This window comes from Streptomyces sp. NRRL S-337 (assembly GCF_000720175.1).
GTDB classification, from domain to species: Bacteria; Actinomycetota; Actinomycetes; order Streptomycetales; family Streptomycetaceae; genus Streptomyces; species Streptomyces siderophoricus.
The window spans coordinates 1-23464 of the sequence record NZ_JOIX01000107.1 but is presented as its reverse complement, the minus strand read 5'-3'; the positions used below and the strand labels follow the sequence as shown (position 1 = coordinate 23464).

20 protein-coding genes and 1 rRNA gene are annotated in these 23464 nt (G+C 73.1%); 10 read left to right on the top strand and 11 right to left on the bottom strand.

The window, feature by feature from the left end:
- Positions 1 to 112: 112 nt before the first annotated feature.
- Together IG62_RS0138050 and recN are read right to left on the bottom strand one after the other, a co-directional pair.
- Positions 113 to 916 (bottom strand): hypothetical protein, encoded by an 804-nt coding sequence (locus tag IG62_RS0138050; protein ID WP_030814775.1) that lies wholly within the window; start codon positions 914 to 916, stop codon positions 113 to 115.
- Positions 917 to 1021: 105 nt separating this feature from the next.
- Entirely contained in the window at positions 1022 to 2749 is a 1728-nt protein-coding gene (gene recN / locus IG62_RS0138045; protein ID WP_030814771.1) for a DNA repair protein RecN, read from the bottom strand.
- Positions 2750 to 3023: 274 nt separating this feature from the next.
- Here recN and IG62_RS0138040 point away from each other — a divergent pair, with 274 nt between their 5' ends.
- Both IG62_RS0138040 and IG62_RS0138035 read left to right on the top strand, forming a co-directional pair.
- Positions 3024 to 4373 carry an FtsX-like permease family protein gene (locus IG62_RS0138040; protein WP_030814769.1) on the top strand — a complete coding sequence of 450 codons (1350 nt, stop codon included), beginning with the start codon at positions 3024 to 3026 and terminating at the stop codon, positions 4371 to 4373.
- A gap of 19 nt (positions 4374 to 4392) precedes the next feature.
- Positions 4393 to 5871: a S41 family peptidase gene (locus IG62_RS0138035; RefSeq protein WP_030814764.1), complete on the top strand. Its 1479-nt coding sequence runs from the start codon at positions 4393 to 4395 to the stop codon at positions 5869 to 5871.
- Between the two features lie 7 nt (positions 5872 to 5878).
- On the opposite strand, the gene IG62_RS0138030 is transcribed toward IG62_RS0138035, so the two are convergent.
- The 3 genes from IG62_RS0138030 to IG62_RS0138020 are packed head-to-tail and all read right to left on the bottom strand — an operon-like array spanning position 5879 to position 7984.
- Positions 5879 to 6820, bottom strand: a complete 942-nt coding sequence (locus tag IG62_RS0138030) for an NAD kinase (protein WP_234326912.1) — start codon at positions 6818 to 6820, stop codon at positions 5879 to 5881.
- Positions 6817 to 7632: a TlyA family RNA methyltransferase gene (locus tag IG62_RS0138025; protein WP_030814759.1), complete on the bottom strand. Its 816-nt coding sequence runs from the start codon at positions 7630 to 7632 to the stop codon at positions 6817 to 6819. Before IG62_RS0138025 ends, IG62_RS0138030 begins: the two co-directional genes overlap by 4 nt.
- 7 nt (positions 7633 to 7639) lie before the next feature.
- Positions 7640 to 7984, bottom strand: a complete 345-nt coding sequence (locus IG62_RS0138020; protein WP_030814758.1) for a hypothetical protein — start codon at positions 7982 to 7984, stop codon at positions 7640 to 7642.
- A 76-nt stretch (positions 7985 to 8060) separates the two neighbouring features.
- On the opposite strand from IG62_RS0138020, the gene IG62_RS0138015 reads away from it, so the two are divergent.
- Positions 8061 to 8408: an SCP2 sterol-binding domain-containing protein gene (locus IG62_RS0138015; protein WP_030814757.1), complete on the top strand. Its 348-nt coding sequence runs from the start codon at positions 8061 to 8063 to the stop codon at positions 8406 to 8408.
- Here the strand turns inward: IG62_RS0138015 and IG62_RS0138010 are convergent.
- From IG62_RS0138010 to IG62_RS0138000, 3 genes are all read right to left on the bottom strand, one after another.
- Positions 8392 to 9240 (bottom strand): ABC transporter ATP-binding protein, encoded by an 849-nt coding sequence (locus IG62_RS0138010; RefSeq protein ID WP_030814756.1) that lies wholly within the window; start codon positions 9238 to 9240, stop codon positions 8392 to 8394. The genes IG62_RS0138015 and IG62_RS0138010 overlap by 17 nt on opposite strands.
- An 83-nt stretch (positions 9241 to 9323) precedes the next feature.
- The gene (locus IG62_RS0138005) at positions 9324 to 10376 is read right to left on the bottom strand and encodes a FecCD family ABC transporter permease (RefSeq protein ID WP_051799170.1); all 1053 of its coding nucleotides are present in this window, start codon (positions 10374 to 10376) and stop codon (positions 9324 to 9326) included.
- Between the two features lie 11 nt (positions 10377 to 10387).
- Positions 10388 to 11437 (bottom strand): FecCD family ABC transporter permease, encoded by a 1050-nt coding sequence (locus IG62_RS0138000; protein WP_030814746.1) that lies wholly within the window; start codon positions 11435 to 11437, stop codon positions 10388 to 10390.
- A 64-nt stretch (positions 11438 to 11501) separates the two neighbouring features.
- Between IG62_RS0138000 and IG62_RS0137995 the strand changes: the two genes are divergently transcribed.
- Both IG62_RS0137995 and IG62_RS0137990 read left to right on the top strand, forming a co-directional pair.
- Positions 11502 to 12530 carry an ABC transporter substrate-binding protein gene (locus IG62_RS0137995; protein ID WP_030814743.1) on the top strand — a complete coding sequence of 343 codons (1029 nt, stop codon included), beginning with the start codon at positions 11502 to 11504 and terminating at the stop codon, positions 12528 to 12530.
- A 127-nt stretch (positions 12531 to 12657) separates the two neighbouring features.
- Positions 12658 to 13548, top strand: coding sequence for a siderophore-interacting protein (locus IG62_RS0137990; RefSeq protein ID WP_030814740.1), 891 nt, complete (start codon positions 12658 to 12660; stop codon positions 13546 to 13548).
- Positions 13549 to 13605: 57 nt separating this feature from the next.
- On the opposite strand, the gene IG62_RS0137985 is transcribed toward IG62_RS0137990, so the two are convergent.
- Positions 13606 to 14631: an HAD-IIA family hydrolase gene (locus IG62_RS0137985; protein WP_030814733.1), complete on the bottom strand. Its 1026-nt coding sequence runs from the start codon at positions 14629 to 14631 to the stop codon at positions 13606 to 13608.
- Between the two features lie 93 nt (positions 14632 to 14724).
- Between IG62_RS0137985 and IG62_RS0137980 the strand changes: the two genes are divergently transcribed.
- The 5 genes from IG62_RS0137980 to IG62_RS0137960 all read left to right on the top strand — a co-directional run bounded on the left by IG62_RS0137980 (position 14725) and on the right by IG62_RS0137960 (position 21413).
- Positions 14725 to 15987, top strand: coding sequence for a DUF1015 family protein (locus tag IG62_RS0137980; protein WP_030814730.1), 1263 nt, complete (start codon positions 14725 to 14727; stop codon positions 15985 to 15987).
- A gap of 156 nt (positions 15988 to 16143) precedes the next feature.
- Positions 16144 to 17673, top strand: a complete 1530-nt coding sequence (locus tag IG62_RS0137975) for a pyridoxal phosphate-dependent decarboxylase family protein (RefSeq protein WP_030814727.1) — start codon at positions 16144 to 16146, stop codon at positions 17671 to 17673.
- A gap of 34 nt (positions 17674 to 17707) precedes the next feature.
- Positions 17708 to 19027 carry a lysine N(6)-hydroxylase/L-ornithine N(5)-oxygenase family protein gene (locus tag IG62_RS0137970; RefSeq protein ID WP_030814724.1) on the top strand — a complete coding sequence of 440 codons (1320 nt, stop codon included), beginning with the start codon at positions 17708 to 17710 and terminating at the stop codon, positions 19025 to 19027.
- Positions 19024 to 19590 carry a GNAT family N-acetyltransferase gene (locus IG62_RS0137965; protein ID WP_030814720.1) on the top strand — a complete coding sequence of 189 codons (567 nt, stop codon included), beginning with the start codon at positions 19024 to 19026 and terminating at the stop codon, positions 19588 to 19590. Before IG62_RS0137970 ends, IG62_RS0137965 begins: the two co-directional genes overlap by 4 nt.
- The gene (locus tag IG62_RS0137960) at positions 19590 to 21413 is read left to right on the top strand and encodes an IucA/IucC family protein (protein ID WP_030814718.1); all 1824 of its coding nucleotides are present in this window, start codon (positions 19590 to 19592) and stop codon (positions 21411 to 21413) included. Before IG62_RS0137965 ends, IG62_RS0137960 begins: the two co-directional genes overlap by 1 nt.
- Positions 21414 to 21490: 77 nt before the next feature.
- Here the strand turns inward: IG62_RS0137960 and IG62_RS0137955 are convergent, their stop codons facing one another.
- Positions 21491 to 22180, bottom strand: coding sequence for a tetratricopeptide repeat protein (locus IG62_RS0137955; protein WP_051799172.1), 690 nt, complete (start codon positions 22178 to 22180; stop codon positions 21491 to 21493).
- Between the two features lie 975 nt (positions 22181 to 23155).
- Positions 23156 to 23272, bottom strand: a 5S ribosomal RNA gene (gene rrf / locus IG62_RS0137950).
- Between the last annotated feature and the right edge of the window lie 192 nt (positions 23273 to 23464).

Below are 23464 nucleotides of genomic sequence, written 5' to 3'. Positions count from 1 at the left end.
CCCCCGAAGGGGGAGAGGGGGAGGGGGCGGGGGAAGCCCCGGCCTCCCCAGCTCTCGCCCGCCGCCCCCGCCCCTTCGCTGCCCCGGTCCCCCGTCCCGCCCCGTCGCCCTCTCACCGGCTGGCGCCGCCTCCTGCCCCCGCCCACCGGCTCACGCGGTCCCCCGCGATCGTTGCGGCGACGAGGGCGGCGGCGTGGGCGGTCAGGGAGGGGCGGGTGGTGCCGGTGGCGATGGCGAGGCCGAGGGCGGCGCCGAGGGCGTGGGCGCCGGCGTCGCCGAGCATGGTGCGTTCCTCCAGGTCGTCGCGGGCGATCGCGGCCACGGCCCCCATGGGTGCGGCGGACAGCGGTCCCGCCGGGCCGCGGCGGAGGAGGCCGGGCGCGCCGAGGGCCAGTACGGCGCCGGCTGCGCGGCCGGGGCGGACGTCCAGGAGGTTCACCAGGTGCGCCGAGCCTGCGATGACCACGCCCGCCAGGAGCTTGTCGGCCGGGCGTTCCTTCAGCAGGGCGCCCGCCGCGAGACCGGCGGCACCGATGCCGAACAGCTTCACCGCCCCACTGGTGACCTCACGGTTCCGCAGCGCCGAGAGGTGGGCCCGGAAGCCGCGGCGGGGGTCACTGGCACCGAAGACGTCGTCGTACGCCCCGCAGGCTCCGGCCGCCAGTACGGCCAGCGTGGATGCCGCCCGGGTGCGGGCCGGAAGGCCCGGTGCGGTGGCCACGGCGAGGGCCGTACCGGTGGCCGTGGCGAGGCCGGCGTGCAGATGGACGGTGCGGCCGGCGTGGTTCTTGCGCTCCCACAGGACGGCGCCGCCCGGCGGCCGGCTCCTGAGCGCCCCGTAGGCGGCCCGGGTCGCGCCAGCCGCCCCCAGCAGCGCCGAGATCCGTGTGAGCACCTTGCCGCCTGCCGCCGCCATGTCACTCCCCTCGGCCGGCACCCTGCCGGCTCGAACTCCGGTCACCCTAGGGGGCGGGCGTGGTCCGGCCGGCCTCGGGGATCACCGCCGGGCGGGATGCCGCCCCTAGCGGCCCGTGCGGGCGGTTTCCAGGAGTTCCTCGGCGTGGGCGCGGGCCGTTTCGGAGTCTTCCTGGCCGGCGAGCATGCGGGAGAGTTCACGGACCCGCTCCTCGCCCTCCAGGATCGTGACGCCGCTCCGGGTGACCGAGCCGTCGTTGGTCTTCGCCACCAGGAGCTGGCGGTCGGCGAAGGCGGCGACCTGCGGGAGGTGGGTGACGACCACGACCTGGGCCGATTTGGCGAGACGGGCCAGCCGCCGGCCGACCTCGACGGCCGCCTTGCCGCCGACGCCCGCGTCGACCTCGTCGAAGAGGTAGGTCGGTACGGGGTCGGAGCCGGCGAAGACCACCTCGACGGCGAGCATCACCCGGGAGAGTTCACCGCCGGACGCCCCCTTGGCGATCGGCCGGGGCGGGGCGCCCGGGTGCGGGGCCAGGAGGAGTTCGACCTCGTCGGCGCCGGCCGGCCCGTAGGCGACGGTGCGGCCGCCGACCACGATGCCGTCGGCGTCCTCGGGCACCTCGGTCTGCCGGATCTCGACGGTCACCCGGGCGTGCGGCATGGCCAGCTCGGCGAGTTCGGCGGTCACGGCGTCCGCGAAGCGCTCGGCGGACGCGGTGCGGGCATCGGTCAACGTCTGGGCGAGTTCGCCCAGTTCGGCCCGGAGTGCGTCCCGTTCGGTGGTGAGTTCGCCGATCCGGTCGTCGTCGCCGTCCAGTTCGGCGAGCCGGGCGGCGCTCTGCTCCGACCAGGTCAGCACCGCGGCGATGTCCTCGCCGTATTTGCGGGTCAGGTGGGTAAGGGCGGCGCGGCGCTCCTCGACCGCGGCGAGCCGCAGCGGGTCGGCGTCGAGGTTGTCGGCGTAGCCGGCGAGCTCGCCCGCCACGTCCGCCATCAGGATGCCGATCTCCCCGAGGCGGTCGGCGAGGCCGGCGAGCTCCGGGTCGTGGCCGCGTACGGCTTCGAGGGCGCGGTGCGCGCCGGCGACGAGCGTGGTGGCCTCGACGCCTTCGGGGTCCTCGGGGTTGCCGGCCAGCGCGGCGTGGGCGGCGGTGGCGGCGGAGGCGAGTGCCTCGGCGTGGCCGAGCCGCTCGGCCTCGGCGGCGAGTTCGGTGTCCTCGCCGGGCTGCGGTTCGACCGCGGCGATCTCGTCGAGGCCGAAGCGCAGCAGATCGGCTTCCTGGGCGCGTTCCCGGGCGCGGGTGGTCAGCTCGTCCAGTTCGGTGGTGACGGCGCGCAGCCGGCGGTGCGCGGCGGTGTATTTGGCGAGCGGGACGGCGACCGCGTCGCCGGCGTAGCGGTCCAGGGCCTGGCGCTGCCGGGCGGGGCGCAGCAGGCCCTGCTGGTCGGTCTGGCCGTGCACGGCGACCAGGTCGTCGGCCAACTCGCCCAGCAGGCCGACGGGTACGGAGCGGCCGCCGACGTGGGCCCGCGAGCGGCCCTCGGCGGAGAGGGTGCGGCTGATCAGCAGGGCGCCGTCGTCGAGCTCGGCGCCGGCCTCCTCGGCGCGTACCGCGGCCGGGGTGTCGGGGCCGACGCTGATCCTGCCCTCGACGACGGCCGACTTCGCGCCGAGGCGTACCAGGGCGGGGTCGGCGCGCCCGCCGAGCAGCAGGCCGAGGCTGGTGACGACCATGGTCTTGCCGGCGCCCGTCTCGCCGGTCACCGCCGTGAAGCCCGGGGACAGCTCGACTACGGCGTCGTCAATGACGCCCAGGGACCGGATCCGCATCTCCTCCAACACGGATACGACCTTACGAGGTCCTGGGGGCGCCCCGCGACGGCCTCCCCTCCCCCGTCCACCCGGTACTGCGGAAAACCCCACCCGAAAGCGGAGGGTTTCCGCATGGTGCCCGGTACCGCCGGGCCGCGACCCTGATCACGGGGCCGGGGCGGCGGCCCCGCGGGCTTCCGGGACGACCCCGCAGGTCACGTCCGGGGCGGCCGGGTCGCTCACGTTCCGGCTCGACCGCCCTGATCACGGTTGCGAAACGAAAGGGGCGTTCATGCCCAGCGGTTTGGCGCGCGCGGCGTTGCGCGGTCACCGGCCGGCGTTCGCGGGGACGGCGGTGGCGGCGCTGTTCGCCGCCGCGGTCGTCGGGGCGTCGGTGTCGATGCTCGCGGTGGCCGGTGCGGACGGCGTTCCGGTCGCCGCTCGGCGGACGATGGTGGCCCACGGTGTCGGGGAGATGGCGCTGGTCCTGCTCCTCGGCTCGGTCTATCTGTCGGTCTTCGTGATCGCCTCGACGATGGGTACGGCCGTCGCCCAGCAGCACCGTGAGTTCGCGATGCTGCGGGCGGTCGGTGCGCGGCCGTGGCAGATCCGGCGGGCGGTCGCCGCGCAGGCGGTGCTGGCGGCCGTGCCGGCGGCGCTCGCCGGATGTGCGCTGGGCGCGGTGCTCGCGCACTGGTGGTTCGACGGCATGGTGGCCCGCGGCCTGATTCCCGGCGGGGTGGTCTTCCGGTTCAGCTGGGTGACGCTGCCGGTGTGCCTGGCGGTCGCGGTGGTGACGTCGGCGGTGGCCGGGCTGATCGCGGCCGCACGGTTCGCGGGGCTGCGGCCCGCGCGGGCGCTCGCGGAGGCGGCGGCCGGGCGCCGGAAGCTGGGTCCGCTGCGGCTGCCGCTGGGGCTGCTGGCGACGGCGGGCGGGGTGCTGCTCTCCCGGCTGCTGGCCGACCAGCCCGCCGAGAAGGCCGGTCAGGGCGCGTTCCTGGTCCTGCTGCTGTTCTGCGCCGGGGTGGCGCTGCTGGGGCCCCGGCTGGTGGGCCCGGCGGCGTGGCTGGTGTCCCGGCTGGTCGGCCGGTTCGGCGGCGCGGCCGGGCTGGCGATGCGAAACGTCACGGCGCAGTCCCGCCGGTTCTCCGCGGCGGTGGTCCCGCTGGTCCTGGTGGTGGCGTTCGGCACCACGAAGATCGCGCTGCACACCACCGCGCGGCATCTGACCGGTTCCGCCGGTCCGCCCGACGAGGTGTGGCTGGACCAGGTCGGTACCGGGCTGTACGCGGGGTTCGCCGCCATCGCCGCCGCCAACACCCTCGCCGTGATCACCGCCGAGCGCCGCCGCGAGCTGGCGCTGCTGCGGCTGATCGGTACCTATCCCCGGCAGGTGCGGGCGATGGCGGCCTGGGAGGCGGCCGTCGTCGCGGGCACCGCCCTGGTCCTCGGCGCGGCCATCGCCCTGCTCACGCTCGCCCCGGTGCTCCGGCGGACGTTCGGTGCCGCGCTGCCGTATGTGCCCTGGACGACGGCCGCCGCGATCGCCGGCGGCACCCTGCTGCTCGCCCTGCTCGCGACCGGTCTGCCGGTCCACCTGACCCTGCGCCGCCGCGCCACGGACACCCTGGCCGCGGCCTGATCACCCTCACGAGGTATCGATGAACGACCACAGCGGCCCCGTCCGCTCCCGCCGCCCCCGCGGCACGCTCGCGCTGTTCGCCGCCGTGACGGCCGTGACCGCGCTGACCGCCACCACCGCCTGCGCCGGCGGCCCGGCCTCCGCACCGGAACCGGCCGCTTCCCGGCCGGCGTCCGCCGGCCGCGCGTCCCTGGAGGGCGTCTGGCGGATGGACGGCTACGGGACCCTCGTCACCGTCAAGGGCCGCAGCCTGCGGACGTACGAGACCACCGCGGTCAGTTGTCTGCCGGGGGCCGTCACGGGTACCCGGGCGGGCGCGCCCGACGCGGACGGCCGGAGCCGGTTCACGGTCCCGGACTCGGCGCCGCTCACGCTGACCCCGGAGGGGGCCGGCAGCGCCCGGTGGACGAGTGCGGACAACGCGGGGCGGCGGGCCCTGCGCCGGATCGCCGCGCTGCCCGCCCGGTGCGCCGAGCGCCCGCCGCGCGATCCCCGGGCTGCGTTCGACGTGTTCTGGCGGACGTACGCCGAGAACTACCCGTTCTTCCGGGCGAAGAAGGTCGACTGGGCGGCGGTCCGCGACCGCTACCGCCCCCGGATCACGGCCCGGACCACCGATGCCGAACTCTTCGCGGTGCTGCGCGCGATGATCGAGCCGCTGCACGACGCGCACACCCGGGTCGTGGCCGGCCCCGACCGGTGGTTCGCGGGGAAACGTCCCGGTACGGTCCTGCCCACCCCGGCCTTCACGGCCCGTGTCGAGGCGGCGATCACGGCCGGCCTCGGTCCCGGCGTCCACCGGCGCGAGTGGGCGCAGGGCAGGCTGTCCTATGCCGATCTGCCCGGCCGGATCGGGTACTTCCGCGTCACCCAGTTCGCCCGGTACACGAAGAAGGGCGATTACGCGGGGGATGTCGCCGAGCTCGACCGGGCCCTGGACGCGGTGTTCACGAAGGGCCGTACGCGGGGGCCGGGGGCGCTGCGCGGCCTGATCGTCGACGTCCGGCTGAACGGCGGCGGCGCCGATCCGCTGGGTCTGCGCATCGCCTCCCGGCTCACCGACCGCGGCTATCTCGCCTACCGCAAGCGGGCGCGCAACGACCCGCGGGATCCGGCGCGGTTCACCACGCCGGTGCCGGTGCGGGTCCGGCCGCACCACGGGCCGGTCTACACCGGCCCGGTGGCGGTGCTCACCGGCCGCCTCACCATCAGTGCGGGCGAGACCTTCACCCAGTCCCTGATGGGCCGCTCCCCCGCCCCCACCCGGATCGGGGAGCACACCCAGGGCGTCTTCTCCGATGTCCTGGACCGCGGCCTGGCGAACGGCTGGCGCTTCGGTCTGCCCAACGAGGAGTTCCTGACCGCCGGCGGCCGGACCTTCGACGGCACCGGCATCCCTCCGGCCGTACCGGTCCCGGTCTTCGACGACGAGGACCTCGCCGCGCACCGGGACCCGGGCCTGGCCCGTGCCAGGGCACTCCTCGCGGGTTCGTCGTGAGCGGCCGCTAGTGGGGCGCTCCCCGCCAGCCCGCCACCGGGAGGGCGAACTTGGCGACCAGGCGGTCGGTGAAGGAGGCGTGGTGCAGCCGGGCCAGACGGACCGGCACCGCGCCGCGGCGGACCTCGACGCGGGCGCCGGCGGGGAGTTCGACAGTGCGGCGGCCGTCGCACCACAGCACGCCGTGCGGCGTCTTGGGCTGGACCTCGACGGCGAGGACCGAGTGCGGCGAGGTGACCAGCGGCTTGGCGAAGAGGGCGTGGGCGCTGATGGGCACCATCAGCAGCGCCTCGACCTCGGGCCAGACCACCGGGCCGCCGGCCGAGAAGGCGTAGGCGGTCGAGCCGGTGGGGGTCGCGCAGACCACGCCGTCGCCGCCGAAGCGGGAGACCGGCCGGCCGTCGACCTCGGTCACGACCTCCAGCATCCGCTCGCGGGCGGCCTTCTCCACCGACGCCTCGTTGAGCGCCCAGTCGGTGTGCACGATGTTGCCGTTGTTGCGGACGAGGATGTCGAGGGTCATGCGCTCCTCGACCTCGTAGGCGCGGGTGACGACCCGGTCGACGACCTTGTCGAGGTCGTCGCGTTCGGCCTCGGCGAGGAAGCCGACCCGGCCGAGGTTGACGCCGAGCATGGGGACGCCGGACGTCCGGGCGAAGTCCGCGCCGCGCAGCAGGGTCCCGTCCCCGCCCAGCACCACGATCAGTTCGCAGCCCTCGGCCGCGCACTGCTCCAGCTCGACGCGTTCGACCGGGGGCGGCAGCGGCAGGTCCGCGGCCTCCTCGGCCAGCACCCGCACCCCGATGCCGCTGCGCAGCAGCCCCTGGACGACGAGTTCGGCGCTGCGGACGGCCGCGGGGCGGCCGGTGTGTGCGAGCAGGAACACCGTCCGCCCGGCTCCGGTGTTCTCGTGTGCTGCGCTGCCTTCAACTGCCTGGGTTGTGGTCAACGAGGCCCCTCCGCCACTGCACGGTCGACATCCGCCGGGTCGAGTGCAGGCGCCCCGGCGCGCAGCCACAGAAAGTACTCGACATTCCCGGAAGGTCCAGGCAGCGGGCTGGCAACTACTCCAAGTACGCCAAGTCCCAGTTCCGCCGCCCGGGTCGCGACGGCCGTGACGGCCTCGGCCCGTAGCGCGGCGCTGCGCACGACCCCGCCGCTGCCCAGCCGCTCCTTGCCGACCTCGAACTGCGGCTTGACCATCAGCACCAGGTCGGCGTCCGGTGCCGCGCAGCCGACCAGCGCGGGCAGCACGAGCCCCAGCGGGATGAACGACAGATCGCCCACGACGAGGTCGACGGGCACCCCGTCGATCTGGTCGAGCGTCAACTCGCGCACATTGGTGCGGTCCTTCACGGTGACCCGCTCGTCGCTCTGCAGCGACCAGGCGAGCTGGCCGTATCCGACGTCGACGGCGACGACATGACCGGCGCCGGCCCGCAGCAGGACGTCGGTGAAGCCGCCGGTGGAGGCGCCGGCGTCCAGCGCCCGGCGTCCCTCGATCTTCAGGCCGCGCGGGACGAAGGCGGCGAACGCCCCGGCGAGCTTGTGACCGCCGCGCGAGACGTAGTCGGGGTCGTTCTCGTCGGCGCGGACGACCACGGCCGCGCTGGTCTCCACCTGGGTGGCCGGTTTGCTCGCGGTGGTGCCGCCGACGGTCACCCGGCCCGCGGCGATCAGCTGGCTGGCGTGCTCGCGCGAGCGGGCCAGCTTGCGGCGCACCAGCTCCGCGTCGAGTCGGCGTCGTGCCACTCCTGCCACCTGTGGTTCAGCTCCTGTTGTCGTGCGTCGTGGAGGACGGTGCGGGCGGCCCGGGGTGCTGGTCGAGACCGGCCAGTACGTCGCGGAGCCCGCGGTGCACATCCTCGTACACCTTCAGGTGTACGCCCACCGGCAGGTGGTCGGCATCGGCGAGACGCCGCAGTCCGGCGTCGACCGCGGCCTGGCCGGTGGGGGTGACGGCGACGCCGAGCGGCTCGGGCCCGGCCTCCTCGGTGGCCGCCGCCTCCCGGGTGGCCGCCGCCTCCCCGGCGCCTCCGGCCGGGCGCGCGGGCCCGGCCTGCTCCGTGCCGTCGGCTGCCTCCGGCTCCGGGCCGGGCGTGGACTGTTCCATGCCCCCGACGCTACCTCGGCGGGCGGCTGTCCGGGGCGGACCGGCGGCCCGGCGACCTGGCGTATCGTCGATCGGGATGGCAACTCTCGACCAGTGCCGTGCCGCGCTCGACCGGCTGGCCCAGAACCTGTCCTCGGCTGACGGCAAGGTCCGCGGCGCCGCCGCGCTCGACCGCTCGCTCAGCTGCCGCATCACCGACCTGGACGTCACGTTCCTCGGCCGGCTGGCCCAGGGCAGCATCCAGGACGTGACCTGCGTGCCCGGCCCGCCGCCGGACAAGGCCGAGATCCGGCTGTCGATGACGGGTGACGATCTGGTCGCGCTGGTGGACGGCCGGCTGAACTTCGCCCGGGCCTGGGGCAGCGGCCGGGTCAAACTGGAGGCCGGACTGCGCGATCTGCTGCGCCTCAGGACGCTGCTGTAGCGGTGCCCACCGTTTCACCGGCTGCCCGCCGTGCCGCCCGGCCGCCGCGCGGCTGCCGCGCCGCCGGCACGACCAGCGGTGTGCCGGTCTCCGGGTCGTCGATGACCTGGCAGGTGATGCCGAAGACCCGGGCGACCAGGTCCGCGGTGACGATGTCGGCGGGCGGGCCCTCGGCGACGATCTCGCCGTCCTTCATGGCGATGAGGTGGGTCGCGTAGCGGGCGGCGTGGTTGAGGTCGTGCAGCACGGCGACCAGCGTCCGCCCCTGCTCCTCGTGCAGCTCGGCGCACAGGTCCAGGACCTCGATCTGGTGCTGGATGTCCAGGTAGGTCGTGGGCTCGTCGAGGAGGAAGAGCGGGGTCTGCTGGGCGAGTGCCATGGCGATCCAGACCCGCTGGCGCTGGCCGCCGGACAGTTCGTCGACGTAGCGGTCGGCGAGCCCGTCGACGCCGGTGGCCGCCATGGACTCCGTCACGATCCGCTCGTCCTCGCCGGACCACTGCCGCAGCAGCCCCTGGTGCGGGTAGCGGCCGCGCGCCACGAGGTCCGCGACGGTGATGCCGTCCGGGGCGACCGAGGACTGAGGAAGCAGACCGAGCGTCCTGGCGACCTTCTTGGCCGGGAGGGACGAGATCGCCGCGCCGTCCAGCAGCACCGATCCGGCGCTCGGCCTGAGCATCCGGGACAGGGCGCGCAGCAGCGTGGACTTGCCGCAGGCGTTCGGGCCGACGATGACCGTGAAGGACCGGTCGGGAATGGCGACCGAGAGGTTCTCGGCGATGACCCGCCGGTCGTAGGCGAGGGTGACGTTCTCGGCCGTGAGACGGCTCACTTCGGAGACTCCTGGGGTGGTGGTGAGGACGTGGTCGCGCTGCGGTCGTTGCTGTGGCCCGGGTGGTCCGGGTCGCCCGGGTCTCATACCCGCCCGGCCTTCCGCTCGACGGCCAGCAGCCACAGCAGGTACCCGCCGCCGAGGACACCGGTCAGCACGCCCACCGGCAGCTGGTCGGAGCCGAAGAGCCGCTGGGAGGCCCAGTCGGCGGCGACGAGCAGTGCGGCACCCATGAGCGCGGCGGGCAGCAGGTTGGGGCCGGGCGAGCGGGTCAGCCGCCGGGCGAGCTGGGGCGCGGTGAGCGCCACGAAGGAGATCGGCCCGGCCGCCGCGGTGGCCGCGGCGACCAGCACTACCGCGGCCAGCAGCACGACGATGCGCACCCGGTCGACGCGCACGCCCAGTGCGTACGCCGCGTCGTCGCCCATCTCCAGCATCCGCAGCGGCCGCCCGTAGAGGAGGACCAGCGGGATCAGGACGGCGCAGACGGCGGCGAGCGGCCCCACCTGGTCCCAGTCGCGGCCGTTGAGGGAACCGGTCATCCAGGTGGTGGCCCGGGTCGCCTCGACGATGTTGGCCTTGGTCATCAGGTAGAGGACCATCGCGTAGAGCATGGCGCTGGCCCCGATGCCGACGAGCACGAAGCGATAGCCGTGGATGCCGCGCTTCCAGGCGAGCAGGAAGATCGCGACTCCGGTGGCCACGCCGCCGGCGACCGCTCCGGCGGCGACCGCGAAGGTGCCGGCCTGGAAGTAGACGATGGCGATCAGCGCGCCGACCGACGAGCCCTGGGCGAAGCCGAGGACGTCCGGGCTGCCGAGCGGATTGCGCGAGACGGTCTGGAAGACCGCCCCGGCGATCCCGAACGCGGCGCCGACCAGCAGCCCCACCAGCACCCGTGGCAGCCGCAGGTCCTGCACGATGAACTGGGCGCCGGGGTCGCCGCCGCCGGTCAGCGTGGCGACCACCTCGCCCGGCGTCATCGGGTAGTCGCCGGAGCCGATCAGCGCGACGCCGGCGGCCAGCGCGAGGACCAGCAGCACCAGTCCGACGACCACGGCCCGCACGTCCAGGCGCAGCGAGAGGCCCTTGGTGCGCAGCGCCGCCGCGCCCTTCGTGCCCTGCGCGGGTTTCACAGCTTGGGCGTTCACAGCTGGGCCATCCTTCGCCGTCGTACGAGGTAGATGAAGACCGGTCCGCCGATGACGGCGGTGACGATGCCGACCTGGAGTTCGCCGGGGCGGGCCGCCACCCGGCCGAGGACGTCCGCGCCGAGCAGCAGGACCGGTGAGAGCACCGCGGAGTACGGCAGGATCCAGCGCAGGTCGGGGCCGGTGATGGCCCGTACGACATGCGGAACCATCAGGCCGACGTAGACGATCGGGCCGCAGGCGGCGGTGGCGCCGCCGCACAGCAGGGTGACCGCGACCATCGCCAGGACCCGGGTGCGGGTGAGCCGGGTGCCCAGTGCCCGCGCCTGGTCGTCGCCGAGCGCGATGGCGTTGAGCGGCCGGGCGAGCAGCAACGCGAGGACCCCGCCGACGGCCAGGAAGGGGGCGACGTGGGTGACCGTCGGCATGGTGGCGGCGGCCAGTGAACCCACCGTCCAGAAGCGCATCTTGTCGAGCGCCGCGGTGTCCATGAGGTTGACGGCGTTGATGTAGCCGACGAGGACGGCGGTCAGCGCGGTGCCGGCGAGCGCGAGCCTGACGGGGGTGGCGTTGCGGGTGCCGCCGAGGACGTAGACGGCGACCGAGACCACCGCGGCGCCGGCGAACGCGAACCACACATAGCCGGTGAGGGAGGTGACGCCGAAGAAGCTGATGGCGGAGACGACGGCGGCCGAGGCGCCGGCGTTGATGCCGAGAACTCCGGGGTCCGCCAGGGGATTTCGGGTCAGTGCCTGCATGACCGTGCCGGCCAGGCCGAGGGCGGCGCCGGCCATCAGACCGAGCAGGGTGCGGGGGATGCGCACGTCGTGGACGACCACGTCGGTGTCGGTGCCCGAGTAGTGGAACACCCCGTGCCACACCTGGTCGAGCGGGATCTGTTTGGCGCCGACGGCGATGCCGAGGACGACGACGGCGGCGAGGACGGCCACGGAGACGAGCAGTCCCGCGGAGCGCAGGGCGTGCCGCCTCCGGGGTGCCGTGGGGGCCGGGGCCGTTGATGCTTCGGGGGGACTGTCGACCAACACGCTAGTTAGGTTAGCCTACCCTCATATTGACGTGCAGGCCCTCCCAGAGAGAAGCGCAGCCACCATGAGCACTTCCCGAAGCGTATCCCCGTCCCGCCGCGGCGTCCTGGCCGCGGGCGGCGCCGTCGGCATCGGCGCCCTGCTGGCCGCGTGCGGTGGTGGCAAGGGGGCGGCGGACGCCAACGGCAGCGCCAAGGGCGGCCCGTGGAGCTTCACCGACGACCGCAAGCAGAAGGTCTCCCTCAAGGGCACCCCGCAGCGGATCGTCGCCTTCACCGGCACCGCGGCCGCCCTGCACGACTTCGGGATCGACGACCAGATCGTCGGCGTCTTCGGCCCCACCAAGCTCAAGAACGGCAAGCCCGACCCGCAGGCCGGCGACCTCGACGTCGACAAGGTCACCATCATCGGCAACGCCTACAACCAGTTCAACGTCGAGAAGTTCGCGGGTCTGCGGCCGGATCTGCTGGTCACCAACATGTACGAGCCGGGTGCGCTGTGGTTCGTCCCGGACGACAGCAAGGACAAGATCACCAAGCTGGCCAGGTCCGTGGCCATCACCTCCTCCCGCGTCCCGCTCGTCAAAATCATCGAGCGCTACGCCGAACTGGCCGGATCGCTCGGCGCCGACCTCAAGGCCAAGAAGGTCACCGACGCCAAGTCCCGCTTCGAGAAGGCCGCCGAGAAGCTGCGCAAGGCCGCCAGGTCGAACCCGGTCAAGGTGCTCGCCTGCTCCGGCAGCCCGGACCTCTTCTACGCCTCCAACCCCGGCATCAACGCCGACCTGATGTACTACAAGTCCCTCGGCGTCGACCTGATCGTCCCCGACCACCTGGACAAGGGCGGCTACTTCGAGAGCCTGAGCTGGGAGAACGCCGACAAGTACAAGGCGGACGTACTCCTGCTGGACAACCGGACCGCCACCCTCCAGCCCAAGGACCTGGCCGCGAAGCCCTCCTGGGCGAAGCTGCCCGCCGTCAAGGCCGGCCAGATCACCCCGTGGTCGAGCGAGCCGCGCTTCTCCTACGCGGGCTCCGCACCGCTCATCGAGACGCTGGCCAAGGCCATCGAGAGCGCCAGGAAGGCCGGCTGACACAGCGCCGTGCCGCGCGGACCGGCCCCGTCCGCCCCGCACGTCCGCCGGCCGCGGTGGACCGCCGTCCGCACCCGCGCGTCCCCGCGGCCGCCCCCACCCCCACCACCGTCCGGGAGGTTCCCGCATGACCACGACCGCCGCCCCCGCCACCACCCCGTTCCGCTTCTTCGACGTGCACGTCGTCCGCTCCCGACGGCTCGGCCCCGCCATGCTGCGGGTCACCTTCGGCGGCGAGCGGCTGGACGAACTGGCCTCCGGCGGCCGTGACCAGCGCTTCAAGCTGTTCCTCCCGCAGCCCCACCAGGACCGCCCGGTCTTCGACGACCTGGGCGAGGGCTGGTACACCGCCTGGCGGGCCCAGGACCCGGCCGAGCGCGCGGTGATGCGCTCGTACACCATCCGCGAACAGCGCCCGGAATCCGGGGAGTTCGACGTGGACTTCGCGCTGCACGGCGCGGAGCCGGGCGCCGCCGCGGCGAAGGGCGGGCCGGCCTCCCGCTGGGCCGCCGCCGCCCGGCCCGGCGACCGGCTCACCGTCCTCGCCCCGGCCGTGGAGGACAACGGCGGCGTCGACTTCCGCCCGCCGGCCGGCACCGACTGGATCCTGATCACCGGCGACGAGACGGCGCTGCCCGCGATCGCCGGCATCCTCTCCTGGCTCTCCCCCGGCACCCAGGCCAAGGTCTTCATCGAGATCGGGCACGAGGACGACCGGCAGCCGCTGCCGACCTTCGCGGACGCCGACGTCACCTGGCTCGTCCGGGACCCGGCCACCGCGGCGCACCACGAACCGGTGCTCGATGCGCTGCGCACCGCCGCGCTGCCCGCCGGCACGCCGTACGCCTGGGTCGCCGGGGAGTCCGGCACCGTCAAGGCGGTGCGCCGTCATCTGGTCCGCGAGCGCGGTTTCGACCGCCGCGCGGTCAAGTTCACCGGCTACTGGCGGCGCGGCGCCACCGAGGAGGACCTGCTCGCCGAGCTGACGGCGGGCACCGCGGCGGCCGAGCGGGACTGAGCCATCGGCCGCCGAGACCCGGGGCCCCGCCGCACGCCGGGCCCCGGGGCGCCGTCCTCACATCCCGATGCGGGCCAGCGCCTTCCCCGCGTCCGCCCGGCAACTGCCGTCCCCCGCCTGCGTCCAGGCCGCCGCGCACAGCGCCCGCAGCCCGTCCAGCGGCTCCCCCTCGCCCGCCACGGCGAGCACGTCGCCGGCGGCCTCGGCCCGCCAGCCACCGCACCGGAAACCACCGCCGTCCGCGGTCACCTCCGGCTGCGGCACGAGCAGCCCGCGCAGGTCCGCGTCCACGTAGGAGGGGCGGTGCTCCGGCGGGGCGGCCAGCAGTTCGGCGGGGGTGGTCACACCGGTGAGCACCAGCAGGGAGTCCACCGCGCCGTTGTAGGCGCCCTCGATGTCGGTGTCCAGCCGGTCGCCGATCACCAGCGGCCGCCGGGCGCCGGTCCGCAGCACCGTCTCGCGGTGCATCGGCGGCTGCGGTTTGCCCGCCACCTGGGGCGCGCCGCCCGCCGCGATCCGGACGACCTCCACCAACGCGCCGTTGCCGGGCGCGATCCCGCGCTCCTTGGGGATCGTCAGGTCGGTGTTGGACGCGAACCACGGCACCCCGCGCTGCACCGCGTACGCGGCCTCCGCCAGCCGTTCCCAGTCCAGGGCCGGGTCGTAGCCCTGCACCACGGCCGCCGGGTCGTCGTCCGCGGAGAACACCGGGTCGAGACCGCGCTCGCGCAGCGCCACCAGCAGCCCCTCGCCGCCGATCGCCAGCACCCGGGCACCCGCCGGCACCTGCTCGGCGATCAGCCGGGCCACCGCCTGCGCCGAGGTGATCACGTCCTCGGCACCGGTGGGCAGCCCGAATCCGGACAGCTGGTCGGCGACGGCCTGCGGGGTGCGGGCCGCGTTGTTGGTCACATACGCCAGGTGCATCCCGCCGTCCCGGGCGGTGGTCAGCGACGCAACGGCGTGCGCGATGGCCCGCCCACCGGCGTAGACGACCCCGTCCAGATCCAGCAGCGCCGTGTCGTACGCCGCGCTCAGCGCGCGCCGGCTCCCGTCGGGCTGCCTGCGAACCTGCTCGTTCATGCCGTCCTGCTCCTCGCACCTACCGGTATTTCCAGCCACATCCGGACTGTCCCCCGATCTTCCCTCATCGCCCCCGCGGCATAGCATTCTTCAATGACCGATACCGACGGCCTCCGCCTCCTCCCGTTCCGCGGACTGCGCTACGCCCCGGACCGGATCAGCAGCCTCACCGCCGTGACCTCGCCGCCGTACGACGTGGTGGTCCGGCCGGAGGGGGTGCGCCATCTGGAGACCGCCGATCCGTACAACATCGTCCGGCTGATCCTGCCGCACGCCGCGGACCCGGCCGTCCGGCACCGCCAGGCCGCCGACACCCTGCGCCGCTGGCGCGCCGAGGGCGTGCTGGCGCAGGACCCCGACCCCGCACTGTACGTGTACGAGCAGCGCTCCGGCGAGGTGCTGCAGCGCGGGCTGATCGGCGCGCTGCGCCTGGACGGCCCGGTGCTGCCGCACGAGGACGTGATCCCCGAGGTCGTCGAGGACCGGGCCGCGCTGATGCGCGCCGCGGCCGCCAATTTCGAGCCGTTGCTGCTGTCGTACCGTGGCGGGAACCCGGCGAACGGCGCCACCGCGGTGATCGAGCGCGTGGTGGAGGGCACCCCGTTGCTGTCCACCACCACGGAGGACGGTTTCACCCACCGCCTGTGGGCGGTCACCGCCCCCGCCGACCTCGCCACCATCGACGCGGACCTCGCCCGCCGGCAGGCGCTGATCGCCGACGGCCACCACCGCTGGGCGACCTACCAGCGGCTGTACGAGCAGCAGCCGGGTGCCACCGCCGCCTCCCCCTGGGCGTCCGGCCTGGTCCTGCTCGTCGACACCGCCCGCTATCCGCTCCAGGTCCGCGCGATCCACCGCGTGCTGCCGCATCTGCCGCCCGCCAAGGCGCTGGCGGAGCTCGCCGGTGCCTTCCGCACCCGTCCGCTCGCGGGCGGGCTGCCGGACGCCCTCGGGGCCCTGGAGGAGACGCCCGGTACCGCCTTCGTCCTCAGTGGCGGGCCGGACACCTTCCACCTCCTGGACCGCCCGGATCCCGAGCTGCTGGACCGTACGATCCGCCGGGACCGGCCCGAGGCGTGGCGGCGGCTGGACGCCACCGTGCTGCACTCCGTCCTGCTGGACGAGGTCTGGCACATCCCTGACCACCCGTCGGACATCGGCTATCTGCACCACGCCGAGGCCGCCGTCACGCACGCCGCCCGGCACGGCGGATCGGCCGTGCTGATGCGCGCCACGTCCGAGGAGACGGTCCGTCAACTCGCGGAGTGCGGGGTGACGATGCCCCGCAAGTCCACGTCGTTCGGGCCCAAGCCCGCCACGGGCCTGGTGCTCCGGACGCTGGAGGACGACAACTGAAGCCGCTGACGGGGCCCGGTCCGGGCCCCGTCTCCCCACCTGGGATGTAGTTAGGTTAGGCTTACCTCACTACGTCGCCGGGCGGGTCTCCCTGCCCCTGCGCACACCCCACCCTGCGCAGGACGTGGTCAACTCCGCACCAGGGAGGACACCTTCATGAGTCTCCTCGCGCACTCCGCCGAGGACCCGGCCGACAGCCGGACGTATCTGCTCAACAACGGTACGGCCCACCGCTACCACAGCGCGGTCACCGAGAGCGTCACACGGATCAGCGCCAAAATCGCCGGTACCGCCCGCCCGTTCACCGGCATCTCCGTCGACCGCCTCGCCCCCGCGATCGCCGGCGTCGACCTCGACGCACCGCTGCACGACGCGGCCGCCGCGCTCGACGAACTCGAAGAGGTCTACCTCCGCGACGCGGTCTACTTCCACCACCCGCGCTACCTCGCGCACCTCAACTGCCCCGTGGTGATCCCCGCACTCGTCGGCGAGGCCGTCCTCTCCGCCGTCAACTCCTCCCTGGACACCTGGGACCAGAGCGCCGGCGGCACACTCATCGAACGCCGGCTGATCGACTGGACGGCCGCCCGGATCGGCCTCGGCGAGCTGGCCGACGGCATCTTCACCAGCGGCGGCAGCCAGTCCAACCTCCAGGCCATGCTGCTCGCCCGTGACGAGGCCTGCCGCCGCGAACTGACCCGGGACGGCGTGGCCGGCGCCCGGCTCACCGACGTCCTCCCCCGGCTGCGCATCCTGACCTCCGCCTGCAGCCACTTCAGCATCCGCAAGTCCGCCACCCTGCTGGGCATGGGCGCCGAGGCCGTCATCGCCGTACCCGTCGACGCCGAGAAGCGGATGCGCACCGACGCGCTGGCCGACGAACTGGCCCGCTGCCACCGCGACGGCCTGATACCCATGGCGGTCGTCGCCACCGCCGGCACCACCGACTTCGGCTCCATCGACCCGCTCCCGGAGACCGCCGACCTGTGCGCCCGCCACGGTGCCTGGATGCACGTCGACGCCGCCTACGGATGCGGACTGCTGGTCTCCCGCCGCCGCGACCTGCTCGACGGCATCGAGCGCGCCGACTCCGTCACCGTCGACTACCACAAGTCCTTCTTCCAGCCGGTCAGTTCGAGCGCGATCCTGGTACGGGACCGGGCCACCCTGCGGCACGTCACCTACCACGCGGACTACCTCAACCCGCGCCGGATGGCCGAGGCCAGGATCCCCAACCAGGTCGACAAGTCGATCCAGACCACCCGCCGCTTCGACGCCCTCAAACTCTGGCTCACCCTGCGCATCATGGGCGCCCGGGCCGTCGGCGAACTCTTCGACGAGGTCGTGGACCGCGCCGCCGACGCGTGGAAACTCCTCCACGACGACCCCCGCTTCGAGGTGGTCACCGAACCCCGGCTGAGCACCCTGGTCTTCCGCTACGTCCCCAGCGCCGACCCGGACCCCGAGCTCGCCGACCGGGTCAACCTGCACGCCCGCGAAGCGCTGTTCGCCTCCGGTGACGCGATCGTCGCCGGCACCAAGGTCGACGGCCGCCACTACCTCAAGTTCACCCTGCTCAACCCGGAGACCACCCTTGAGGACATCGCCACCGTCCTCGACCTGATCGCCGAGCACGCCGGAGCCTTCCTCGCCGAGCAGCCCCGGCCGGCACTCAGCGCGCGCTGACCCTCCCCGAGCCGAACCCCCCATCGGAGACCCCGTGTCCGCCCCTTACGACTTCCTCGCCATCGGCCTCGGCCCCTTCAACCTCGGCCTGGCCTGCCTGACCGAGCCGATCGACGAACTCAACGGCCTGTTCCTGGACGACAAACCGTCCTTCGACTGGCACCCCGGCATGATGCTGGAAAGCAGCCACCTCCAGGTGCCGTTCATGGCCGACCTGGTCACCCTCGCCGATCCGACCTCCCCGTTCTCCTTCCTCAACTACCTCAAGGAATCCGGGCGGATCTACCCGTTCTACATCCGCGAGAGCTTCTATCCGCTGCGCGCCGAGTTCAACGACTACTGCCGCTGGGCGGCCGGCAAACTCGACAGCATCCGCTTCGGACACCGCGTCACCACCGTCGAGTACGACGCCCGCGAGGAGCTGTACACCGTCCACGCCGAGCACCTCCCCACCGGCGAACGCCTCACCTTCCGCGCCCGCAAACTCGTCCTCGGCACCGGCACCCCGCCGCACCTCCCCGAGGCGTGCCAGGGCCTGGGCGGCGACCTGCTGCACAACGCCGGCTACCTGGACGCCAAGCCCGCCCTCCAGGCCAAGGACTCGATCACCCTGATCGGCAGCGGCCAGAGCGCGGCCGAGATCTACTACGACCTCCTCACGGACATCGACGCCCACGGCTACCACCTGACCTGGGCCACCCGCTCGCCGCGCTTCTTCCCCCTCGAATACACCAAGCTCACGCTGGAGATGACCTCACCGGAGTACGTGGACTACTTCCACGCCCTCCCCCGGGCCACCCGCGACCGGCTCAACGCCACCCAGAAGCACCTCTACAAGGGCATCGACTCCGAGCTGATCAACGAGATCTTCGACCTGCTCTACCAGAAGAGCCTGGCCGGCCCGGTCCGCACCCGCCTGCTCACCAACACCGCCCTCCACACGGCCTCCTACGACGAGACCTCCGGCACCTACACCCTGGGCCTGCGCCAGGAGGAACAGGGCACCGACTTCACCCTCGACACCCAGGGCCTGGTCCTCGCCACCGGCTACCGCTACCGCGTACCGGACTTCCTCGAACCGGTCCGTGACCGGATCGCCTGGGACGACGCCGGCCGCTACGCCGTCGCCCGCAACTACAGCATCGACACCACCGGCCAGGGCATCTTCGTGCAGAACGCCGAGCTGCACACCCACGGCTTCGTCACCCCCGACCTCGGCATGGCCGCCTACCGCAACTCGTGCCTCGTCCGCGAGCTGCTCGGCCGCGAGTACTACCCGGTCGAAAAGGCCATCGCCTTCCAGGAGTTCGCCGCCCCGGCCGGCCCGCACCACCCCATGGAGATACCCGCATGACCGCCCCCGTCTTCACCCGCACCGATCCCGCTCTGGGGGAGTTCTCCCTGCGGCCCGTCGACCCCGCCGCCGACGCCGCCGTCCTGCACTCCTGGGTCACCCACCCCAAGGCCGTCTTCTGGCTGATGCAGGAGTGCGACCTCGCCGCCGTCGAGAAGGAGTTCGCGCGGATCGCCGCCGACCCCCACCACGACGCCTTCCTCGGCCTGCACAACGGCACCCCGGCCTTCCTGATGGAACGCTACGACCCCGCCCACCGCGAACTGGTCGGCATCCACGCCGCCGAGCCGGGCGACATCGGCATGCACTTCCTCACCGCGCCCACCGCCGCCCCCCTCCACGGCTTCACCCGCGCGGTGATCACCACCGTCATGGAGATGCTCTTCGCCGACCCGGCCACCCACCGCGTCGTCGTGGAACCCGACACCCGCAACACCGCCGTGCACGCCCTCAACAAGGCCGTCGGCTTCGAGATCCTGCGCACCGTCTCGCTGCCCTCCAAGGACGCCTACCTGAGCACCTGCACCCGCGACCAGTTCCTGGCCGCCCGAGGAGACCACTGATGCCCACCGCCCAGGACGCCGTCGCCCACCTCACCCCGGCCCTGTGGGCCCGCGCCAACCGCCTGCTGATCCGCAAGGCCCTGGCCGAATTCGCCCACGAACGGCTGCTCACCCCCCAGCGCCTGCCGCAGGACGGCCACTACGCCGTACGCAGCGACGACGGCAGCACGGAATACCGCTTCGCCGCCCGCAGAGCCGCCCTCGACCACTGGCAGGTCGACGCCGACAGCATCACCCGCCACCGCGGAGCGGACGAACTCCCCCTGGAGGCCCTGGAGTTCTTCATCGAGCTCCGCACGTCCCTGGGCCTCGGCCAGGAGATCCTGCCGGTCTACCTGGAGGAGATCAGCTCCACCCTCTCCGGCACCGCCTACAAGCTCGGCCTCGACCAGCCCTCCGCCGCCGAACTCGCCAAGTCCGGCTTCCAGGCCGTCGAGACCGGCATGACCGAGGGCCACCCCTGCTTCGTCGCCAACAACGGCCGCCTCGGCTTCGGCATCCACGAGTACCACGCCTACGCCCCCGAGGCCGCCAACCCGCTGACGCTGATCTGGCTCGCCGCCCGCCGCGACCACGCCACCTTCACCGCCGGCGCCGGCCTCGACTACGACGCCCTGATCCGCGCCGAACTCCCCGAGGAGACCCGCACCCGCTTCACCACCATCCTCACCGGCCTCGGCCTCGACCCCGACGACTACTACCTCCTCCCCACCCACCCCTGGCAGTGGTGGAACAAGCTGTCGGTCACCTTCGCCGCCGAGGTCGCCCGGCAGCACCTGGTCTGCCTGGGCCCCGGCGACGACGAGTACCTCGCCCAGCAGTCCATCCGCACCTTCTTCAACACCACCGACCCGGCCAAGCACTACGTCAAGACGGCCCTCTCGGTCCTCAACATGGGCTTCATGCGCGGCCTGTCCGCCTCGTACATGGAGGCCACCCCGGCCATCAACGACTGGCTCGCCCGCCTGATCGACGCCGACGACACCTTCCGTGCCGCCCGCTTCTCGATCATCCGCGAGCGCGCCGCCATCGGCTACCACCACCGCCAGTACGAGGCCGCCACCGAGAAGGGCTCCCCGTACCTGAAGATGCTGGCCGCCCTCTGGCGGGAGAGCCCGGTCCCCACCCTGGAGCCGGGCCAGCGCCTGGCCACCATGGCCTCGCTCCTGCACACCGACCGCGACGGCGGCTCCCTCGCAGGCGCCCTCATCGAGGAGTCCGGCCTGGAACCGGCCGTCTGGCTCCGCCGCTACCTCGACGGCTACCTCGTCCCGGTCCTGCACGCCTTCTACGCCTACGACCTGGTCTTCATGCCGCACGGCGAGAACGCCATCCTGGTCGTCGAGGACGGCGCCGTGGCCCGCGTGATCTTCAAGGACATCGCGGAGGAGATCGCCGTCATGGTCCCCCAAGGCCTTGAGGGCCAGGGAGGGGCCCCCACCGACGCGGTCCTGCCCCCCGCCGTCGAACGCATCCGCGCCGACGTCCCCGAGGACAAGAAGCTCCTCTCCGTCTTCACCGACGTCTTCGACTGCTTCTTCCGCTTCCTGAGCGCCACCCTCGACGACCGCGGCATCCTCGACGAGGACACCTTCTGGCGCACGGTCGCCGAATGCGTCACCGACTACCAGGCGGCCCACCCCCACCTGGCCGACAGGTTCGCGCAGTACGACATGTTCACCGACGAGTTCGCGCTCTCCTGCCTGAACCGCCTCCAGCTGCGCAACAACCAGCAGATGGTCGACCTCCAGGACCCGGCCGGCGCCCTCCAACTCATCGGCACCCTCCGCAACCCGATCGCCCCCCACGCACCGGCCCGCTGACCCACCACACCCCCACACAACGCCGAAGGGCGGGACCCCGTACGGGATCCCGCCCTTCATCGTCCGCTCAGCGTGCGTCAGCCCTTCTCGGGCCGCTCACCGCCGTCCGCGTCGTCCGCGTCGCCGTTCTCCTCCGACTCACCGGACTCCTCCAGCACATCGGTGAACTCGACGCCGTCCAGCTCCGCCAGCCGGTCCGACGCATCCGTGGTACCGCCCTGGTCGGCCTCCAGCGCCCGGGCGAACCAGTCACGGGCCTCGCCCTCACGCCCGACCTCCAGCAGCGCATCGGCGTACGCGTACCGCAGCCGCGCGGTCCACGGGTGGACGGCGCTGGACGCCAGCTCGGGGCTCTGCAGCGTCACCACCGCGGCGTCCGCCTGACCCATGTCCCGCCGGGCACCCGCCGCGACCAGCCGCATCTCGACCTGCCCGGCCCGGTCCAGCTTCTGCACCTCGGGCTCGCCGGCCATCGCCAGCGCCTTCTCCGGCCGGCCCAGCCCACGCTCGCAGTCCGCCATCACCGGCCACAGCTCCACGCTGCCGGTCATCCGCCGCGCCGCCCGGAACTCCGCCAGCGCCTCGCTGTACTTGCCGACCGCGTACGCCGCGAAGCCCGCGGCCTCCCGCACCGCCGCGACCCGCGACGCCAGCCGCAGCGCCACCCGCGAGTACCCGTACGCCTTCTCCGGGTCCTCGTCCAGCAGCCGCGCGACCATCACCAGGTTCCTGGCGACGTCCCCGGCCAGCGTCTTCGGCAGGCTCATCAGCTCCTGCCGGACGTCCTTGTCGATACGGTCGTCGCGCCGGAAGCCCCCGCGGTCATCACGCCGGTCATCCCGCCGCGGCCCACGGTCATCACCGCGGTCGTCACGCACGGTCGTCGCGCCGGAAGCCCCCGCGGTCATCACGCCGGTCATCCCGCCGCGGCCCACGGTCATCACCGCGGTCGTCACGCCGGAACCCGCCCCGGTCACCACCGGACGGCCGGTCATCCCGACGGAACCCACCACGGTCACCCGACGGCCGATCGTCCCGACGGTACCCACCGCGGTCGCCCCCGGACGGACGGTCGTCACGCCGGAAACCACCACGGTCATCACGCCGGTCATCGCGCCGCGGTCCGCGGTCATCGTGCCGGAATCCGCCCCGGTCACCGGACGGCCGGTCATCACGACGGAAGGCCGGACGCTCCCCGCCCCGGTCATCCCGACGGAATCCGCCGCCCCGCTCATCGTCACGCCGCGGCCCACGCGGCCGGTCATCCCGCCGCTCGCCGCCACGGAACCCACCGCGGTCACCCGACGGACGGTCGTCCCGACGGAATCCGCCACGCTCGCCACCGCGGTCGTCGCGCCGGAAGCCCCCGCGGTCATCACGCCGGTCATCCCGCCGCGGCCCACGGTCATCACTGCGGTCGTCACGCCGGAACCCGCCCCGGTCACCACCGGACGGCCGGTCATCCCGACGGAACCCACCACGGTCGCCACCGCGGTTGTCGCCACGGCTGTCGCGACGCGGTCCTCGGTCGTCACGCCGGAAACCACCGCGCTCGCCTCCGTCACGCCGCTGAGGACGGCGCTCCGAACGATCGTCGGAAGAGTTGGGGGACATCGACGTGACTCCTGTCTTCGGTACTACTGCATTCATTCTCACGCACCGACCAGTTCGGCGCGCTTCGGCAAAGCAAAAAGGACCCTTGGTCCCAGCATGCACGCTGGGACCAAGGGTCCTGAAAGATTGTTCGGCGGCGTCCTACTCTCCCACAGGGTCCCCCCTGCAGTACCATCGGCGCTGAAAGGCTTAGCTTCCGGGTTCGGAATGTAACCGGGCGTTTCCCTAACGCTATGACCACCGAAACCCTATCGGGTTCGAGCGAACAAGCACACTCTTCAGTTAATTAAGTGAAACTTGGTTCAACCGACGCTGCGACTGTTCGCAACCCGGGAACCACACAGTGGACGCGAGCAACTGAGGACAAGCCCTCGGCCTATTAGTACCAGTCAACTCCACACCTTACGGCGCTTCCATATCTGGCCTATCAACCCAGT

What these genes read in the sequence shown, in the direction of transcription:
- IG62_RS0138050 (WP_030814775.1), bottom strand. Translation starts at nt 916, where the DNA reads ATGGCGGCGGCAGGCGGCAAGGTGCTCACACGGATCTCGGCGCTGCTG.
- recN (WP_030814771.1), bottom strand. Translation starts at nt 2,749, where the DNA reads ATGCGGATCCGGTCCCTGGGCGTCATTGACGACGCCGTAGTCGAGCTG.
- IG62_RS0138040 (WP_030814769.1), top strand. Translation starts at nt 3,024, where the DNA reads ATGCCCAGCGGTTTGGCGCGCGCGGCGTTGCGCGGTCACCGGCCGGCG.
- IG62_RS0138035 (WP_030814764.1), top strand. Translation starts at nt 4,393, where the DNA reads ATGAACGACCACAGCGGCCCCGTCCGCTCCCGCCGCCCCCGCGGCACG.
- IG62_RS0138020 (WP_030814758.1), bottom strand. Translation starts at nt 7,984, where the DNA reads ATGGAACAGTCCACGCCCGGCCCGGAGCCGGAGGCAGCCGACGGCACG.
- IG62_RS0138015 (WP_030814757.1), top strand. Translation starts at nt 8,061, where the DNA reads ATGGCAACTCTCGACCAGTGCCGTGCCGCGCTCGACCGGCTGGCCCAG.
- IG62_RS0137995 (WP_030814743.1), top strand. Translation starts at nt 11,502, where the DNA reads ATGAGCACTTCCCGAAGCGTATCCCCGTCCCGCCGCGGCGTCCTGGCC.
- IG62_RS0137990 (WP_030814740.1), top strand. Translation starts at nt 12,658, where the DNA reads ATGACCACGACCGCCGCCCCCGCCACCACCCCGTTCCGCTTCTTCGAC.
- IG62_RS0137985 (WP_030814733.1), bottom strand. Translation starts at nt 14,631, where the DNA reads ATGAACGAGCAGGTTCGCAGGCAGCCCGACGGGAGCCGGCGCGCGCTG.
- IG62_RS0137980 (WP_030814730.1), top strand. Translation starts at nt 14,725, where the DNA reads ATGACCGATACCGACGGCCTCCGCCTCCTCCCGTTCCGCGGACTGCGC.
- IG62_RS0137975 (WP_030814727.1), top strand. Translation starts at nt 16,144, where the DNA reads ATGAGTCTCCTCGCGCACTCCGCCGAGGACCCGGCCGACAGCCGGACG.
- IG62_RS0137965 (WP_030814720.1), top strand. Translation starts at nt 19,024, where the DNA reads ATGACCGCCCCCGTCTTCACCCGCACCGATCCCGCTCTGGGGGAGTTC.
- IG62_RS0137960 (WP_030814718.1), top strand. Translation starts at nt 19,590, where the DNA reads ATGCCCACCGCCCAGGACGCCGTCGCCCACCTCACCCCGGCCCTGTGG.
- IG62_RS0137955 (WP_051799172.1), bottom strand. Translation starts at nt 22,180, where the DNA reads ATGAGCCTGCCGAAGACGCTGGCCGGGGACGTCGCCAGGAACCTGGTG.